The organism is Streptomyces sp. NPDC104309, from assembly GCF_055584025.1.
Genome location: NZ_JBVJMV010000048.1, coordinates 12,965 through 29,170, shown reverse-complemented (window position 1 = coordinate 29,170; position 16,206 = coordinate 12,965). Strand labels below are relative to the sequence as shown.

Annotated in this window: 15 protein-coding genes and 2 tRNA genes; 9 read left to right on the top strand and 8 right to left on the bottom strand. The window is 70.1% G+C overall.

Going from position 1 to position 16,206, the window contains the following annotated elements:
* Positions 1–22: 22 nt before the first annotated feature.
* Both purM and purF read right to left on the bottom strand, forming a co-directional pair.
* Positions 23–1,090: a phosphoribosylformylglycinamidine cyclo-ligase gene (gene purM, locus ACZ68L_RS39170; RefSeq protein WP_469587522.1), complete on the bottom strand. Its 1,068-nt coding sequence runs from the start codon at positions 1,088–1,090 to the stop codon at positions 23–25.
* A gap of 60 nt (positions 1,091–1,150) precedes the next feature.
* Positions 1,151–2,677 (bottom strand): amidophosphoribosyltransferase, encoded by a 1,527-nt coding sequence (gene purF / locus ACZ68L_RS39165; protein WP_469587520.1) that lies wholly within the window; start codon positions 2,675–2,677, stop codon positions 1,151–1,153.
* A 509-nt stretch (positions 2,678–3,186) separates the two neighbouring features.
* On the opposite strand from purF, the gene ACZ68L_RS39160 reads away from it, so the two are divergent.
* Together ACZ68L_RS39160 and ACZ68L_RS39155 are read left to right on the top strand one after the other, a co-directional pair.
* On the top strand, positions 3,187–3,306 hold the full coding sequence (locus ACZ68L_RS39160; protein ID WP_469587518.1) for a putative leader peptide: 120 nt from the start codon (positions 3,187–3,189) through the stop codon (positions 3,304–3,306).
* 230 nt (positions 3,307–3,536) lie between these two features.
* The gene (locus tag ACZ68L_RS39155) at positions 3,537–4,982 is read left to right on the top strand and encodes a sulfatase family protein (protein WP_469587516.1); all 1,446 of its coding nucleotides are present in this window, start codon (positions 3,537–3,539) and stop codon (positions 4,980–4,982) included.
* A gap of 13 nt (positions 4,983–4,995) precedes the next feature.
* Here ACZ68L_RS39155 and ACZ68L_RS39150 read toward each other — a convergent pair whose 3' ends face one another.
* The 6 genes from ACZ68L_RS39150 to purS form a co-directional block, all read right to left on the bottom strand.
* Positions 4,996–5,826, bottom strand: a complete 831-nt coding sequence (locus ACZ68L_RS39150; protein WP_469587514.1) for an META domain-containing protein — start codon at positions 5,824–5,826, stop codon at positions 4,996–4,998.
* 52 nt (positions 5,827–5,878) lie between these two features.
* On the bottom strand, positions 5,879–6,679 hold the full coding sequence (locus tag ACZ68L_RS39145) for a maleylpyruvate isomerase family mycothiol-dependent enzyme (RefSeq protein ID WP_469587511.1): 801 nt from the start codon (positions 6,677–6,679) through the stop codon (positions 5,879–5,881).
* 215 nt (positions 6,680–6,894) lie between these two features.
* Positions 6,895–7,533, bottom strand: a complete 639-nt coding sequence (locus ACZ68L_RS39140; RefSeq protein ID WP_469587508.1) for a TetR/AcrR family transcriptional regulator — start codon at positions 7,531–7,533, stop codon at positions 6,895–6,897.
* A 505-nt stretch (positions 7,534–8,038) separates the two neighbouring features.
* Positions 8,039–10,288 carry a phosphoribosylformylglycinamidine synthase subunit PurL gene (gene purL, locus ACZ68L_RS39135; protein ID WP_469587506.1) on the bottom strand — a complete coding sequence of 750 codons (2,250 nt, stop codon included), beginning with the start codon at positions 10,286–10,288 and terminating at the stop codon, positions 8,039–8,041.
* Positions 10,285–10,965 (bottom strand): phosphoribosylformylglycinamidine synthase subunit PurQ, encoded by a 681-nt coding sequence (gene purQ, locus ACZ68L_RS39130; RefSeq protein ID WP_469587503.1) that lies wholly within the window; start codon positions 10,963–10,965, stop codon positions 10,285–10,287. Before purQ ends, purL begins: the two co-directional genes overlap by 4 nt.
* Positions 10,962–11,222, bottom strand: coding sequence for a phosphoribosylformylglycinamidine synthase subunit PurS (gene purS, locus ACZ68L_RS39125; RefSeq protein ID WP_176729353.1), 261 nt, complete (start codon positions 11,220–11,222; stop codon positions 10,962–10,964). The genes purQ and purS overlap by 4 nt, the downstream gene beginning before the upstream one ends.
* Before the next feature lie 389 nt (positions 11,223–11,611).
* Here purS and ACZ68L_RS39120 point away from each other — a divergent pair, with 389 nt between their 5' ends.
* The 7 genes from ACZ68L_RS39120 to ACZ68L_RS39090 all read left to right on the top strand — a co-directional run bounded on the left by ACZ68L_RS39120 (position 11,612) and on the right by ACZ68L_RS39090 (position 16,189).
* Entirely contained in the window at positions 11,612–11,947 is a 336-nt protein-coding gene (locus ACZ68L_RS39120; RefSeq protein ID WP_469587500.1) for a histone-like nucleoid-structuring protein Lsr2, read from the top strand.
* 173 nt (positions 11,948–12,120) lie between these two features.
* A tRNA-Gly gene (locus ACZ68L_RS39115) sits at positions 12,121–12,192 on the top strand.
* 98 nt (positions 12,193–12,290) lie between these two features.
* Positions 12,291–12,363 (top strand) — tRNA-Gly (locus ACZ68L_RS39110).
* Between the two features lie 168 nt (positions 12,364–12,531).
* The gene (locus tag ACZ68L_RS39105; RefSeq protein ID WP_469587497.1) at positions 12,532–13,542 is read left to right on the top strand and encodes an ABC transporter ATP-binding protein; all 1,011 of its coding nucleotides are present in this window, start codon (positions 12,532–12,534) and stop codon (positions 13,540–13,542) included.
* The gene (locus ACZ68L_RS39100) at positions 13,539–14,309 is read left to right on the top strand and encodes an ABC transporter permease (protein WP_469587495.1); all 771 of its coding nucleotides are present in this window, start codon (positions 13,539–13,541) and stop codon (positions 14,307–14,309) included. The genes ACZ68L_RS39105 and ACZ68L_RS39100 overlap by 4 nt, the downstream gene beginning before the upstream one ends.
* 18 nt (positions 14,310–14,327) lie before the next feature.
* Complete coding sequence (locus tag ACZ68L_RS39095; RefSeq protein ID WP_469587492.1) at positions 14,328–15,581, top strand: sensor histidine kinase; 1,254 nt, start codon at positions 14,328–14,330, stop codon at positions 15,579–15,581.
* The gene (locus ACZ68L_RS39090; RefSeq protein WP_383966148.1) at positions 15,578–16,189 is read left to right on the top strand and encodes a response regulator; all 612 of its coding nucleotides are present in this window, start codon (positions 15,578–15,580) and stop codon (positions 16,187–16,189) included. The genes ACZ68L_RS39095 and ACZ68L_RS39090 overlap by 4 nt, the downstream gene beginning before the upstream one ends.
* The last annotated feature ends 17 nt before the right edge of the window (positions 16,190–16,206 follow it).

The following is a 16,206-nucleotide window of genomic DNA, read 5'->3' as shown; positions in this document are numbered from 1 at the left end:
CCCGGTGCACCCGCCTCCGTGCCTATCGCGCGTACCCGCCGACGAGCTCCGCACCCGAGGTGTGCTCGCCGCGTTCCGTGATCTCGCCCGCGACCCAGGACTCGACCCCGCGGTCGGCCAGCGTCGTCAGGGCGACGTCCACGGACTCGGCCGGGACGATCGCGATCATGCCGACGCCCATGTTCAGCGTCTTCTCCAGCTCCAGCTGCTCGACCTGACCGGCCTTGCCGACCAGGTCGAAGATCGCGCCGGGCGTCCAAGTGGAACGGTCGACCCTGGCGTGCAGCCCGTCCGGGATGACCCGGGCCAGGTTGTTGGCGAGGCCGCCGCCGGTGACATGGCTGAAGCCGTGCACCTCGGTCGTACGGGTGAGAGCCAGGCAGTCCAGCGAGTAGATCTTGGTGGGCTCCAGGAGCTCCTCGCCGAGCGTCCGGCCGAACTCCTCGACCTGGCGGTCCAGCTCCCAGCCGGCCCGGTCGAAGACCACGTGCCGGACGAGCGAGTACCCGTTGGAGTGAAGACCGGAGGACGCCATGGCGATCACCGCGTCACCCTTACGGATACGTTCCGGGCCGAGCAGGTGCTCGGCCTCGACCACGCCCGTACCGGCGCCCGCGACATCGAAGTCGTCCGGACCGAGGAGGCCCGGATGCTCGGCGGTCTCGCCGCCGACCAGGGCGCAGCCCGCGAGGACGCAGCCTTCGGCGATGCCCTTGACGATGGCCGCGACTCGCTCGGGGTGCACCTTGCCGACGCAGATGTAGTCGGTCATGAAGAGCGGCTCGGCGCCGCAGACGACCAGGTCGTCGACGACCATGCCGACGAGGTCGTGGCCGATGGTGTCGTAGACGCCCATCTTGCGGGCGAGGTCGACCTTCGTGCCGACGCCGTCGGTGGCGGAGGCGAGCAGCGGACGCTCGTAACGCTTGAGGGCCGAGGCGTCGAAGAGGCCGGCGAAACCGCCGAGGCCGCCGAGGACCTCGGGGCGGCGCGTCTTCTTCACCCACTCCTTCATCAGCTCGACGGCGCGGTCGCCGGCCTCGATGTCGACGCCCGCTGCCGCGTAGGAAGCACCTGTTGTCTCAGACATTGCCTGGGATCTTTCGTGTGGAAATACGGGGCTGGTGGCCAGAGGGATACGGCTGGACCGTCACGGACGACGCAGTGCGTCGGACGCGGCGGTCGCCGCGGGGCCTGCCGCCAGCTCGGTCTCCAGCAGCTGCTTGCCGAGCAGCTCCGGGTCCGGCAGCTCCATCGGGTACTCACCGTCGAAGCAGGCGCGGCACAGGTTCGGCTTGGCGATCGTCGTCGCCTCGACCATCGCGTCGAGCGAGATGTACGCGAGCGAGTCGGCGCCCATCGACGTGCAGATCTCGTCGACCGTCATGCCGTTGGCGATCAGCTCGGCGCGGGTCGCGAAGTCGATGCCGAAGAAACAGGGCCACTTCACCGGCGGGGACGAGATCCGGATGTGGATCTCGGCGGCGCCCGCCTCACGGAGCATCCGGACCAGCGCGCGCTGGGTGTTGCCGCGGACGATCGAGTCGTCGACGACCACCAGGCGCTTGCCCTTGATGACTTCCTTGAGCGGGTTCAGCTTGAGGCGGATGCCCAGCTGGCGAATGGTCTGGGACGGCTGGATGAAGGTCCGGCCGACGTAGGCGTTCTTCACCAGTCCGGCGCCGAACGGAATGCCGCTGGCCTCCGCGTAACCGATGGCGGCGGGAGTGCCGGACTCCGGGGTCGCTATGACCAGATCGGCCTCGACGGGGGCCTCGACGGCCAGCTTGCGTCCCATCTCCACCCGGGAGAGGTAGACGTTGCGTCCGGCGATGTCGGTGTCGGGCCGGGCCAGGTACACGTACTCGAAGACACAGCCCTTGGGCTTCGCTTCCGCGAAGCGCGAGGTGCGCAGGCCGTTCTCGTCGATGGCGACGAGCTCGCCCGGCTCGATCTCGCGGACGAAGCTGGCACCGCAGATGTCCAGGGCGGCGGACTCGGAGGCCACCACCCAGCCGCGTTCGAGACGGCCGAGAACCAGCGGGCGGATGCCCTGCGGGTCACGGGCGGCGTAGAGGGTGTGCTCGTCCATGAAGACGAGGGAGAAGGCGCCCTTCACGTCGGGGAGCACCTTCGCGGCGGCCTCCTCGATGGTGAGCGGCTTGCCGTCCTCGTCGGTCTGGCCGGCGAGCAGCGCGGTCACCAGATCGGTGTCGTTCGTCGCGGCGACCTGGGTGGCGCGGCCGTCCTTGCGGGGAAGGTCGGCGACCATCTCGGCGAGCTGGGCCGTATTGACCAGGTTGCCGTTGTGACCCAGGGCGATCGAGCCGTGCGCGGTCGCACGGAATGTCGGCTGCGCGTTCTCCCACACCGAGGCACCGGTGGTCGAGTAGCGGGCATGACCGACCGCGATATGGCCCTGGAGGGATCCCAGAGACGTTTCGTCGAAGACCTGCGAGACCAGTCCCATGTCCTTGAAGACCAGGATCTGGGACCCGTTGCTCACTGCAATGCCCGCGGACTCCTGTCCACGGTGCTGCAGGGCATACAGTCCGAAATAGGTGAGCTTGGCGACCTCTTCACCCGGAGCCCAGACACCGAAGACGCCGCAAGCGTCCTGGGGGCCTTTCTCTCCGGGGAGCAGGTCGTGGTTGAGTCGTCCATCACCACGGGGCACGCCACCGAGTGTAGGCGAGATCGACCACTGTTCCGAATTCGGGATACCGGGCCGGAGCACCGGGGGAGCGCTCCCAGAGACTGTTCGGAGGCCGGTTCGGGCGATCACACGGAGTGATCATTTCCGGGGTGCGGTGAGGTTCGGGCCGGGATACGGGTCGACCTCAGGGCGGCGTCCTCCGGACCAGCGGCCGGTTAGGGGCTGAATCCGGCCACTCGGGGCCCGGAGGCCCGCAGGCCGGATGGTGGCACTCGGTGAACCGGCCGACGCTCCGGCGCGGAGTCCGGCCGAACGCCTGTTTCGTGGTGAGCCTCACATCGACGAGCCCGGTATGCGGTATCTCGGGGGCGCGGACGAGGCGGTGGGGTCCGCGGGTGCGGTGGGGGCCGCGGACGTGGCGGGGTCCGCGGGTGCGGCGGTAGGGGGCCGCGGACGTGGTGCGGGAGCCCGGGGAGTTGCGGGCCCCCGCGCGGCCGAGTCCGTAGTGCGAGACCGCCGTTGACAGGCGCATGCCCGATTGGGCAGGCTCCTGCTCCATGCAGCCTCTCGGTGGCCGTTCGGTCACCCTCGTGGAGCGTCGCCACGTCGATCTGGGACGTGTCGCGAGCGCCATCTGTCGCCGCGCCTGATTCCGCCGGCGCGCCCTCGGCTGCCTCCGCTCCCCCTGCTTCCCGCCGCCGCGTCTTCCTCTCTCGCGGCCGACGCCGCTTCCGTTTCCCCGCCGCGCGCCGGCTCCGCCCGCACCGCACCCTCTCGCCCGTACCCAGCCGTGCGCGTTCGCGCATCCGCGTCCGAGCCCTGACCGACGAGGGCCGGCCGCCTTCGCCGCCGCGCGGCCGAGCCCCGCCCTGGAGCAGTCATGCCTTCTCGCGACTCGAACAACCGTTCAGACAATTCCCTGACCCGGCGCGGTTTCGGGACCGCCGTCGGTGCCACGGCCGCCACCGCCGCCGTCGGGCTCCCGGCCGCCTCCCCCGCCACGGCGGCCCCCGTGGCCGACGACATCCGGGAGCGGCCCTTCCGTGCGGCCCGCGGCAAGCACGCCCGGCGGCCCAACATCCTTTACATCCTCGGCGACGACCTCGGCTGGGCCGACCTGTCCTCGTACGGCTCGCCGCACATCCACACACCCAACCTGGACCGGCTCGGGCGGCAGGGCGTCCGGTTCACGGACGCCTACTCCGGCTCCGCCACCTGCTCCCCCACCCGGTTCAGCCTCTACACCGGGCGCTATCCGGGCCGGACGAGGGGCGGGCTCGCCGAGCCCATCGCGGACCGGTCGGTCGGGCTCGAACCCACCCATCCCACGCTCGCCTCGCTGTTGCGCGGCGCCGGGTACGCCACCGCGCTGATCGGCAAGTGGCACTGCGGCTACCTGCCCGACTACAGCCCCACCAAGTCCGGCTGGGACGAGTTCTTCGGGAACTTCGGCGGGGCGCTGGAGTACTACTCCAAGCTCGGCCTGGGCGGCGAGTACGACCTGTACGAGGGCGACGCCCAGTACAAGGATCTGCGGTACTACACCCGGATCCTCACCGAGCGGGCGAGCGAGTACGTACAGCGCGACCACGACAGGCCGTGGCTGCTCAATCTCAACTTCACCACCCCGCACTGGCCGTGGATCGCGGAGGGCGACACGGCCGAGAGCGCCGAGATCGTCCGCAGGATCGAGGCCGGGGGGCTCTCGGGCCTGTTCCACGCGGACGGCGGCTCGATCGAGAAGTACAAACAGATGGTCGAGGACCTGGACCGCTCGGTCGGCGAGGTGCTGAAGGCGCTGAAGCGGTCCGGCCAGGAGGACGACACACTGGTCTTCTTCGCCAGCGACAACGGCGGCGAGCGCTTTTCGTACCAGTGGCCGCTCTCCGGCAACAAGAGCACGCTCCTTGAGGGCGGCATCCGGGTTCCGGCGGTGCTGCGCTGGCCCGCCAGGATCGATCCGCACCAGGTGAGCGGTCTGCCGGTGTTCTCGCCCGACTGGACGGCGACGCTGCTGGAGCTCGGCGGCGCCCGGCCGGACCCGGCGTATCCGCTGGACGGCATCACCCTCGCCGGGTACCTGTTGCGGGGCGAGAAGCCGCGGGAGCGGGATCTGTTCTGGCGCGTGCGCGGGGAGCGGGCGCTGCGGCGGGGCGACTGGAAGTACTACCGGGGCGGCAGCGGGCAGGACCAGCTCTTCCGACTCGCCCACGACCAGAGGGAACAGGCCGACCGGTCCGCTGCGGAGCCGGAGCTGCTGGCCGAGCTGCGGGCGTCCTGGGAGCGGACGGACGCCGGGCTGCTGCCGTACCCGACGCGTTCCTGAGTCAGCCCACCGCCTACCTCGTCTCCGTCGTCTCCCCGGTCCGGGTCTTCTCCGTGGCCGACGCGCCGAGTCCCTCGCCGTTCTCCGCGGTGAGGGACAGGCTGCGGTGGTCGATCCGGTACGTCGTCCTCCCGTCCAGGACCGCCTGCACGGCCCGCTCCAGCTTCATCCGGGGGTCCGGGCACATCATCTTGGTGCTGTCGATGCTGTCGAACGTGATGGTGGAGGCGGAGACCGTCGCCCGGCCGCGGAAGCCGTTGCAGCCGAGGCTGCCGCGCACGGAGCCGTCCTTGCCGAGGACGATCCGTGCCTTGCCCTCCGCGCCCGCCGGCAGGGAGGTGGCGACGGAGCCGGAGACCAGCGTGGTGACCGTCCAGGTGGTGCCGGTGAGCGGCGCGGGAGGTTGCGAGGTGAGCGCGATCGAGACGCCGTCGGCGGAGGTCAGGGTCAGTCTCCGGTCCGCCACGGCGGCGGTGAGTTCACCGCTGAACGCGCGGGACATGACCGTCTCGAACCGCTGGGCATCCTTCTCGCAGCCCCTTTCGGTACGCGTGGCCGGGCCGACGGTGACTGTCTCCCCGTCGACGCGGACATCGGCGGTGAAGAGATTGCAGCCGTAGTTCCCGGAGGCGCGGCCCTTGGCGTCGATCTCGACATGGGCGTCGGCCGGGGCGGCGGTCCGTTTCCCGTCGACCGTCACCGAGTCGACGCCCCAGCGGATGCCGATGACCGGCAGTTCGGTCCGCACGGCACCGCCGGAACCGGCCCCGGACCGGGAACCGGTCCCCGTCTCCGTACCGCAGGAGGTGAGGGCGAGAAGGGACACCAGGACACCGAGGGCCATACGTTGTCTCCGCATGGCCCTGGGACGGGCCGGGCCCCTGTCCGGTTCCCCCTCACCTCATCAGCGGCAGCAGGGCGGCGAGGTCGGCCCGCTCCCCGCCGGCGCTGACCTTCGCCGCGTCGAGCGCCCGCGCCCACTCCGTACGCCCGGTGGCGAGCCGGATCCAGGTGAGCGGATCGGTCTCGACGACATTGGGCGGTGTACCGCGGGTGTGTTTGGGGCCCTGGACGCACTGGACGACGGCGAACGGCGGAACGCGCACCTCGACCGAACCGCCCGGCGCCTTCTCCGCGAGGGCGTCGGCGAGCAGCCGGGTGCAGGCGGCGAGGGCCTGCCGGTCGTACGGGATGGCGAGGCCGGCCGCCTCGTTCAGATCGTCGGTGTGCACGACGAGTTCGACGGTACGGGTGACCAGGAAATCGGCCAGCCGCATCCTGCCGACCCGGGTCGGCAGCAGCCGCTCCCCGAGGTCGCCGGGCACCAGCGCCTCGAACCGCCCGGCGACCTCCCCGTACAGCGCGTCCAGGTCCGGATGGTCCGCGGCCGTGGCCGTGGTGTCCTCGGCGATGCGGGCGGCCCGGTCAGCGGTCGAGAACGGCCATTCGAGGAGCGTCATTTCGGGCTTGGGCGAGGCGGGTTCGGGCAGCTCAAGACCACGGGTGACGCTTGAGAGCGCCATGGTCAGATGGATGGCCAGTTCGCGCACGGTCCAGTCCCCGAGCCGGGTCGGCAGCGTGAGCTGTTCGGGCGTCAGGGTGCGGACGGCTTCCCGGACATGGGCGAACTGGGCCAGGACGGCGGCGCGGGTCCTGACCGGGTCGTAGCGGCGGGCTCGTTTCTGGGACGTCGGCATGGTTCAGGAGCCTAAGGCCGACCGGCACATGGGGGGGTGGAAGAAGGAGCGGGGCTGGGTGCGTGCAGTTGCAAGGCGGAGGATTGAGGCATGGCGGAGCCATGGTGATTGACGACAACGCGGCAGATGCGCGTGCCCAGCCTCGCGACGCCGCCCCCCATGTGCCGGTCGGTCTAAGGCCGACCGGCACATGGGGGGGGGTGGGAGCGGCGGCCTCAGGACCGGGTCGCGAAGTCGCCCAGTCCCTTGTCGAGCAGGTCGAAGCCGCGTTCGGCGAGCGCGACGGCATCCGGCGCGACCGCGTCGGCCGACTCCCCCGCCAGCAGCCGCAACTGGTTCGCGGTGATGAGGGCGTTGCGGGTGCCGATCAGCTGGGCGGCCGCGATCCGGGCGAGGGAGGGTTCCTCCCCCTCCTCGGCCAGCGCTTCGGCGAGCAGGGCGTAGGACCGCATGGAGGACGCGTGCGCCCGGATCAGCAGCGCCGGTGTCTCCTGGATCAGCCGGCGCACCCCGAGCACGACGGGTGAGTCGCTCATCCCGACCGAGGGGTCACGGGCGTCGACGGCGGCCAGGAACTGACGCCGCACTGCGGTCACCGCGGACTCTCCGGGGGCCCGTTCCCGTACCACCCGGGCGACATCGCCGATGTGCTCCTCCATGGGAGCGAGGACCAAGTCCTCCTTGCCGGCGAAGTAGTTGAAGACTGTCATCTTCGAGACGTCGGCCGCCTCGGCGATCTCGGCGACCGAGACCTTGTCGAAGCCACGTGCGGCGAAGAGCTCGGTGGCCGCCGCCAGCAGACGGTGCCGCGTCTGGAGCTTCTTGCGCTCGCGCAGGCTCATCCCCTCAGTCATGGCATCACTGTACCAGGATAAAGATTAAGCCTGGATTAAACTTTGACTCGGTATATTTTCATGGCGGGGTGAGATGCCGCGGCGGCACCGGGCCGGGCGACTCGGGAACAGGGCCGCCCGCACCGCCGGTGGCCCTGGCCCGCGTACTGCCCGTACCGCCCAAAGCGAATGTCCGCCATTCACCGGAACACCGCCGCCCGGCGAACCGGACACAATTCCACGGCCGCTCGCGTCCGCGCCTCGATCGGGACATCGGCCGGAATTGCGCATACCGCCCGGTGGAATTCCCGAAGCGCCAGGTCCGCGCGCCGGCGCGAACCGGATTCACGGCCGACCGAATCGGCTCCACCGGGCCGGAACGAACCGTATCCCCCGCTCGAACGAACCGTATCCACGGCCCGGCTGAACCGTATCCGCGGCCCGGCGGCCGATACGACGCCACGAGGACGGCCCCGCCCAAGAACCTGAGACCTGGGCGGGGCCGTCCTCCACAGCGACAGGCGCGTCAGGCGAGCAGACCCGGGATGGTCTCCTCGTGCGCCGTGCGCAGCTCGCTCAGCGGGATGCTGAACTCGCCCTGGACCTCGACCTCATCGCCGTCCACGACACCGATCCGGGTGACGGGCAGGCCCCGCGCCCCGCACATGTCGTTGAAGCGGAGCTCCTCGCTGCGCGGAACGGAGACGACCGCGCGCCCCGCAGACTCGGAGAGGAGGAAGGTGAACGCGTCCAGCCCGTCCGGCACGACCAGCCGGGCCCCCTTCCCGCCGCGCAGGCAGGACTCGGTGACCGCCTGGATCAGACCGCCGTCGGAGAGGTCGTGCGCCGCGTCGATCATGCCGTCGCGGGAGGCCGAGATCAGGATCTCGCCGAGCAGCTTCTCCCGGCCGAGGTCGACCGCGGGCGGCATTCCGCCGAGGTGGTTGTGGACGACCTCGGACCAGGCCGAGCCGCCGAACTCCTCGCGCGTGTCGCCCAGCAGGTAGAGGAGCTGGCCCTCTTCCGCGAAGGCGACCGGCGTACGCCGGTTGACATCGTCGATCACGCCGAGCACGGCCACGACCGGCGTCGGGTGGATCGCCGTCTCACCGGTCTGGTTGTACAGCGACACGTTGCCGCCGGTGACCGGCGTGCCCAGCTCCAGGCAGCCGTCCGCGAGACCACGGGTGGCCTCGGCGAACTGCCACATGACGTCCGGGTCCTCGGGCGAACCGAAGTTCAGGCAGTCCGAGATGGCCAGCGGCTTGGCACCGGAGGCGGCGACATTGCGGTACGACTCCGCCAGCGCGAGCTGCGCACCGGTGTACGGGTCGAGCTTGGCGTACCGGCCGTTGCCGTCGGTCGCCATGGCCACGCCCAGGTTCGACTCCTCGTCGATCCTGACCATGCCGGCGTCCTCGGGCATCGCGAGCACGGTGTTGCCCTGCACGAACCGGTCGTACTGGTCCGTGATCCAGGACTTCGACGCCTGGTTCGGCGACGCGACCAGCCTGAGGACCTGCTCGCGCAGCTCGGCACCGTTCGCCGGGCGGGCGAGCTTGCCCGCGTCGTCGGCCTGCAGCGCGTCCTGCCAGGACGGGCGGGCGAACGGACGGTGGTACGTCGGACCCTCGTGGGCCACGGACCGCGGCGGCACGTCCACGATCTGCTCGCCGTGCCAGAAGATCTCCAGCTGGGAGCCCTCGGTCACCTCACCGATGACGGTGGCGATGACGTCCCACTTCTCGCAGATCTCCAGGAAGCGCTCGACGTGCTGCGGCTCGACGATCGCGCACATGCGCTCCTGCGACTCGCTCATGAGGATTTCCTCGGGCGAGAGGGAGGAGTCGCGCAGCGGCACGGTGTCCAGCTCGACGCGCATGCCGCCGGATCCGGCGGAGGCCAGCTCGCTCGTGGCGCAGGACAGGCCCGCACCGCCGAGGTCCTGGATGCCCGCGACCAGCTTCGCCTTGAAGATCTCCAGGGTGCACTCGATGAGGAGCTTCTCCTGGAACGGGTCACCCACCTGGACGGCCGGACGCTTCGCGGGGCCGGTCGACTCGAAGGTCTCCGAGGCCAGCACCGAGACGCCGCCGATGCCGTCGCCGCCGGTGCGGGCGCCGTACAGGATCACCTTGTTGCCGGGGCCCGAGGCCTTGGCCAGGTGGATGTCCTCGTGCTTCATCACGCCGATGCAGCCGGCGTTGACCAGCGGGTTGCCCTGATAGCAGGCGTCGAAGACGACCTCGCCGCCGATGTTCGGCAGCCCCAGGCAGTTCCCGTAGCCGCCGATGCCCGCGACGACGCCCGGCAGGACGCGCTTGGTGTCGGGGTGGTCGGCCGCGCCGAAACGCAGCGGGTCGACGACCGCGACCGGCCGGGCACCCATGGCGAGGATGTCGCGCACGATGCCGCCGACGCCGGTCGCCGCGCCCTGGTAGGGCTCGATGTACGAGGGGTGGTTGTGCGACTCGACCTTGAAGGTGACCGCGTACCCCTGACCGACGTCGACCACACCGGCGTTCTCGCCGATGCCGACGAGCATCGCGTCGTTGACGGGGACCTTCTCGCCGAACTGCTTGAGGTGGACCTTGCTGCTCTTGTACGAGCAGTGCTCGGACCACATCACGGAGTACATGGCGAGCTCGGCGCCGGTGGGCCGGCGGCCCAGGATCTCGCGGATCCGGGCGTACTCGTCCTCCTTGAGGCCGAGCTCCTTCCAGGGCTGCTCGACGTCCGGGGTCTCGGCCGCGTGCTTGACCGTATCCAGGCTCATGCGTTGACCAGCTTCTTGATGATCGAGGTGAAGAAACCGAGACCGTCGGTGCGACCGGTTCCGATCAGCGGCTCGACGGCGTGCTCCGGGTGCGGCATCAGGCCGACGACATTGCCCGCGGCGTTGGTGATGCCGGCGATGTCGCGCAGCGAGCCGTTGGGGTTCGTGTCCAGGTAGCGGAAGGCCACTCGGCCCTCCGCCTCCAGCTCGTCGAGCACGCGCTCGTCGGCGACGTAACGCCCGTCCATGTTCTTGAGCGGTACGGAGATCTCCTGGCCCGCGGAGTAGTCCGAGGTCCAGGCGGTGTCCGCGTTCTCGACGCGCAGCTTCTGGTCGCGGCAGATGAAGTGCAGGTGGTTGTTGCGCAGCATCGCGCCGGGCAGCAGGTGCGCCTCGGTCAGGATCTGGAAGCCGTTGCAGATGCCGAGGACCGGCATCCCCGCCCGCGCGTTCTCGATGATCGTCTCCATGACCGGCGAGAAGCGGGAGATGGCCCCGGCCCGCAGATAGTCGCCGTAGGAGAAGCCGCCCGCCAGGATGACCGCGTCGACCTGGTGCAGGTCCTTGTCGCGGTGCCACAGCGATACGGGTTCGGCGCCCGCGACCCGTACGGCCCGCAGGCTGTCCTTGTCGTCGAGCGTGCCGGGAAAGGTGACGACTCCGATACGCGAAGTCACTTCGACTCCTCGGCCTTCTCCACCTTCACGGTGAAGTCCTCGATGACGGTGTTGGCAAGGAAAGTCTCGGCCATCTCGTGAATGCGGCTGAGGGCGGCGTCGTCGACCGGCCCCTCGACCTCCAGCTCGAAACGCTTTCCCTGACGTACGTCCGCGATTCCCTCGAAGCCGAGACGGGGCAGTGCGCGCTGCACCGCCTGTCCCTGCGGGTCGAGGATCTCGGGCTTGAGCATGACGTCGACTACGACGCGTGCCACTGGCACTCCCGGTGGTGGTGTGGTGCGGCTGTTTCTCCGGGGGGCTCCCCAGACCCCCGCAGGTTCCCTCAGCCTACCTGGCCAGAAATTCTACGCGGGTAGATACTGGATCACCCCGATCAAGATCGCGCCCAGATATCGGCCGTGACAACACAGGGGGAAAGTCCTGCGAAAAAAATCCCCACCAGCAACACACATAGAAGGCAGACACGCGGAAGTAATTGGGCGGGCTTCACAATGCGGCACCCATCGCTGTACAAATGATTACCGGGGAATGCAGCATTGCCCCTAAACGGTCGACACCGGTCGACCCGCATCCGCCTAACAGCCGGAAGGCCGGCATCGGCGCAAGTCAGGCGCGCCGATACCGTAGGAAAGGACCGATATCCGTGGCTCAGCGCGTAGTGGTCACGCTCTTCGACGACATCGACGGGGGAGCAGCGGCGGAAACGGTCACCTTCGCCCTGGACGGGAAGTCGTACGAGATCGACCTCAATCCGTCCAATGCAAAGAAACTGCGCAAGGCCCTGGCGCCGTACATGGCGGCCGGCCGAAAGCAGACAAATACCGGCAAGCGCGGCAAGACCCCGGTGTCGTACCGGCACACCTCACTGGCACCCGACCCGGCGGCCGTGCGCGCCTGGGCCCGCTCCCACCGGATGGAGGTGCCGGCCCGCGGCCGGATCCCCAAGAAGGTCTACGAGGCGTTCCGCGAAGCCAGTTGAGATTCCGGCCCGCCGGAGGGCCGCCGGGGCCCTCGCCGGGACGCGCCGCGAACGCTCCGGCGCACCCCCCGACGACACCCCGTGGCCACCGACTTGCGCTACACCCCCGCTGGTCGGCTAAAGTCTGGAGCACGCCGAAGGGCAAGGCCGCAAAGCCGAACCTCACGCAGCGTGCGGGTGTAGTTCAGTAGTAGAACATCCCCCTTCCAGGGGGAAGGCGCAGTGTGCAATTCCTGTCACCCGCTCTGCATCGCTCTTACCGTCCACTCCGTTGGATCGGGTAGAGTAGTGCTCGCACCGCCCGATGAAACTCCCTATCAGGAGTACAATGAGCGGCAGCAATGCGGACGTGGCTCAGTTGGTAGAGCATCACCTTGCCAAGGTGAGGGTCGCGAGTTCGAATCTCGTCGTCCGCTCTTGATCGAACGCAAGGCCCTGGTCGATATCGACCAGGGTCTTCGTCGTACTTCTCAGCCGCTTCCCGCCCCTCGCCGCCCAGGGGCCCATTGCTCCATGACGTTTGTCATGAGCAGTGGTGACAGCTCGCACTGCTCGCGGCGCCGATCCGGCGGAAATCTGTAGGCATGACCAGCGACGACATTCCCAAGGACCGTGCGGACAGACCTGTGGCATGCGCCACAGCCGCCTCCGCTTCCGGCTCCGTCGCCGACCCGGTGATCGAGGCGAGCGGTGTGCGGCGCCGCTATGACGGCGGCTTCGAGGCAGTGACCGGCGTCTCCTTCACGGTGGCGCGCGGTGAGCTCTTCGCCCTGCTCGGTACGAACGGCGCCGGAAAGACCTCCACCGTCGAGCTGCTGGAGGGCCTGGCCCTGCCCGACGGCGGATCCGTGCGGGTGCTCGGCCACGACCCGTACCGCGAACGCGCCGCCGTCCGGCCGCGGATCGGGGTGATGCTCCAGGAGGGCGGCTTCCCGTCCGAGCTGACGGTCACCGAGACCGTGAGGATGTGGGCGGGCTGCACCAGCGGCGCCCGGCCGGCGGGGGAGGTGCTGGACCTGGTCGGGCTCGCCCATCGTTCGCGGGTGCGCGTCAAGCAGCTCTCCGGCGGTGAGCGGCGCCGACTCGACCTGGCGCTGGCCCTGCTCGGCCGGCCCGAGGTTCTGTTCCTGGACGAGCCGACCACCGGGCTCGACGCCGAGGGACGGCGCGACACCTGGGAGTTGGTCCGGATACTGCGCGACGGCGGCACCACCGTCCTGCTCACCACGCACTACCTGGAGGAGGCCGAGGTGCTCGCCGACCGGCTGGCGATCATGCACCGGGGGCGGATCGTGACGGCGGGCACCCCCGCCGAGGTGACGGCGGCCCGCCCCGCCCGCATCCGGTTCGAGCTGCCCGAAGGAGTGCCGGCGGCACGGCTTCCGTTGCAGCTGAGGGCGGCGGCCGAGGGGCGCAGGGTCGAGATCCGTACCCACCGGCTGCAGGAGTCGCTGGGTGAACTGCTGCTCTGGGCAGAGCAGTCGGACGTACGGCTGCTCGGGCTCGATGCCCGGTCGGCCTCGCTCGAAGAGGCATTTCTCGATATCGCGCAGAGCGCGTCGGAGGCTCAGACACGGAAGGCAGCCGCCGCATGACCAGTACAACGATGTCCGGGCGGCTGAGCGCTCTGGGACGCGCCGAGCTGACCCTGCTCGCCCGCAACAGGACGGCCGTCTTCGTCGCACTTCTGGTGCCCGTGGCGATGGTCGTGGCGATGAAGTCGACACTGGATCAGATCGGTCTGGAAGGAACCGGGCTGACCGTGGCCGGGGCGGCGCTCAGTGGTGGCATCGGCATGGTGCTGATGCAGGTCGTGTACATGAACCTGGTCGCCGCGTATGTGGCGCGGCGCGAGGAGCTGGTCCTGAAGCGACTGCGCACCGGCGAGATCACCGACCGGGAGATCCTCGCCGGGACCGCGCTGCCGTCGGTCGCGCTGGCGCTGGCGCAGACGGTGCTGGTGGTCCTGGCCGGTACGGCCTTCTTCGGCCTCGGCGCGCCGGAGCGGCCCGAACTGCTTGTCGCGGGACTGCTGTTGGGTGTGGTGCTGCTGGCGGCGCTGGCCGCCGTCACCTCCGCGGTGACCAGGACCGTACAGACGGCGCAGATCACCACGCTGCCGTTGTTCCTCGTCTCGATGATGGGCTCCGGGCTCTTCGTGCCGCTGGAGGTCCTGCCGGACCGGGTGGCATCCGCGTGCGAGCTGCTGCCGGTGACCGGGGTGATGACGCTCGTACGGGCGGGCTGGCTCGGCGGGGCCGACGGGCACGACCTGCTCGGGGCCGGACTGACCGCGCTGGCCTGGACGGTGCTCGCCGTGTTTGCTGTACAGCGGTGGTTCCGCTGGGAACCTCGACGCTGAGGGGAGTGCGCCGTGTGGGTGCGGTGGCGAACGTGGGGCTGGCGCGGCCGCACCGGGTTCGACAAGGTCGACCTGTATACGCGCGGCATGCTGTACAGCCTGGTGTGGATCGCGGTGCTGATCCAGGTCCTGATGTCCGTGACCCGGCCTGTGCGCGGTGCGGCCCCCGCCGCGTTGATCGCCCTGTCGATCCTGCTCGCGGTCGCCCAGGGGATCTGCGGGACGGCTCTGACCGCCAGGGGGCTGGCGACGTATCTGGGCCGGGGGACCACGGACCGGCGGCTGGTCGCCGTCGCGGCCGTGTCGCTGGTGGCGAACACGGCGGCGGTGCTGGCCCTCGCCGACTGCACGGGCATGCGTGAGTTCCCCGACCCGGGATATGTGTTCAGCGCCTGTGTGGTGCCGTTCTCCTGCGCGTTCGTGCTCATCGTGCCGGGCTGGGTGTCGATGCTGCAGCAGGCCGCCGTCTCGGCCGCGATGTCCACCGCGGTGGGACTGCTCGGCGGCGGCGGTGCGCTGGTGGCCGCCACCTTTCTCGCGCCGGCGTTCGGCGGCGGGGCGATGGCGGTAGCCACGCGCACGTCCGCCTGGACGCTGAGTGTGATGTGGAAGCTCCGTGAGGCGAAGGACATGGAGACGCGGCTGGCCGTCGCCGAGGAGCGGCTGCGGTTCGGCCGGGACATGCACGACGTCTTGGGCCGGAATCTCGCCGTGATCGCACTGAAGGGCGAGCTGGCGGTGGAGCTGGCCCAACGGGGGAATCCGGCGGCCGTGGACCAGATGGTCGAGGTGATGCGCATCGCCCGCACCTCCCAGCAGGAGGTGCGCGATGTCGTACGGGGATACCGGGAGGCCGATCTGCGTACCGAACTCCTGGGCGCGCAGAGCGTGTTGCGGGCGGCCGGAATCAAGTGCGAGGTGGCTGGCGACGACGGCGACGCGTTGCCCGCGCCCGTCCAGTCGGCGCTCGGCTGGGTGGTGCGGGAGGCGGCGACCAATGTGCTGCGCCACGGCGATCCGCGGCAGTGCACGATCCGGCTCCGTACCTCGGCGGACGCGGTGGTGCTGGACGTGGCGAACGACGGGGCGCCGCGGGCGGACGCCGCGCCGCCCGGCGCCTCGCCCGGCTCGGGCCTGGCCGGCCTCCGGGAGCGGCTCGACGTACTGGACGGCTCGCTGGAGACGGACTCGGCCGGAAACGGATGGTTCAGGCTGACGGCCGAGATCCCGCTGCCGCGCACGGCTGCCGCACTTGTGGAGGAACGACGATGACGGCTGTACGGGTGCTGCTCGCCGACGACGAGCATCTGATCCGGGGCGCGCTGGCCGCGCTGCTCGCCCTGGAGGACGATCTCGTGGTGGTCGCGGAGGCGGCGACCGGCCCGGAGGCACTGGCCATGGCGCGGGCCCACCGTCCCGATGTGGCCGTCCTCGATCTGGAGATGCCGGGCGCCGACGGTGTGAGTGTGGCCACATCCCTGCGGGCCGAACTGCCCGGCTGCCGGACGATGATCGTGACGAGTCACGGCCGGCCGGGACATCTGAAGCGGGCACTGGCGGCGGGCGTGCGGGCCTTCGTGCCGAAGACGGTCAGCGCCCGGCAGCTGGCCGGGATCATCCGTACCGTGCATGCCGGAAACCGTTACGTGGACCCGGAGTTGGCGGCCGACGCAATCTCCGCCGGGGACTCGCCGCTGACCGCGCGCGAGGCCGAGGTGCTGGAACTGGCGGCGGACGGGGCCCCGGTCGCGGAGATCGCGGAGCGCGCGTCGCTGTCGCAGGGAACCGTACGGAACTACCTCTCGGCGGCTGCCTCGAAGCTCGGGGCGGAGAACCGCCACGCGGCGGTGCGTCTCGCCCGGGAGCGCGGATGGGTATAGTGGTCCTCGCGCTTCGG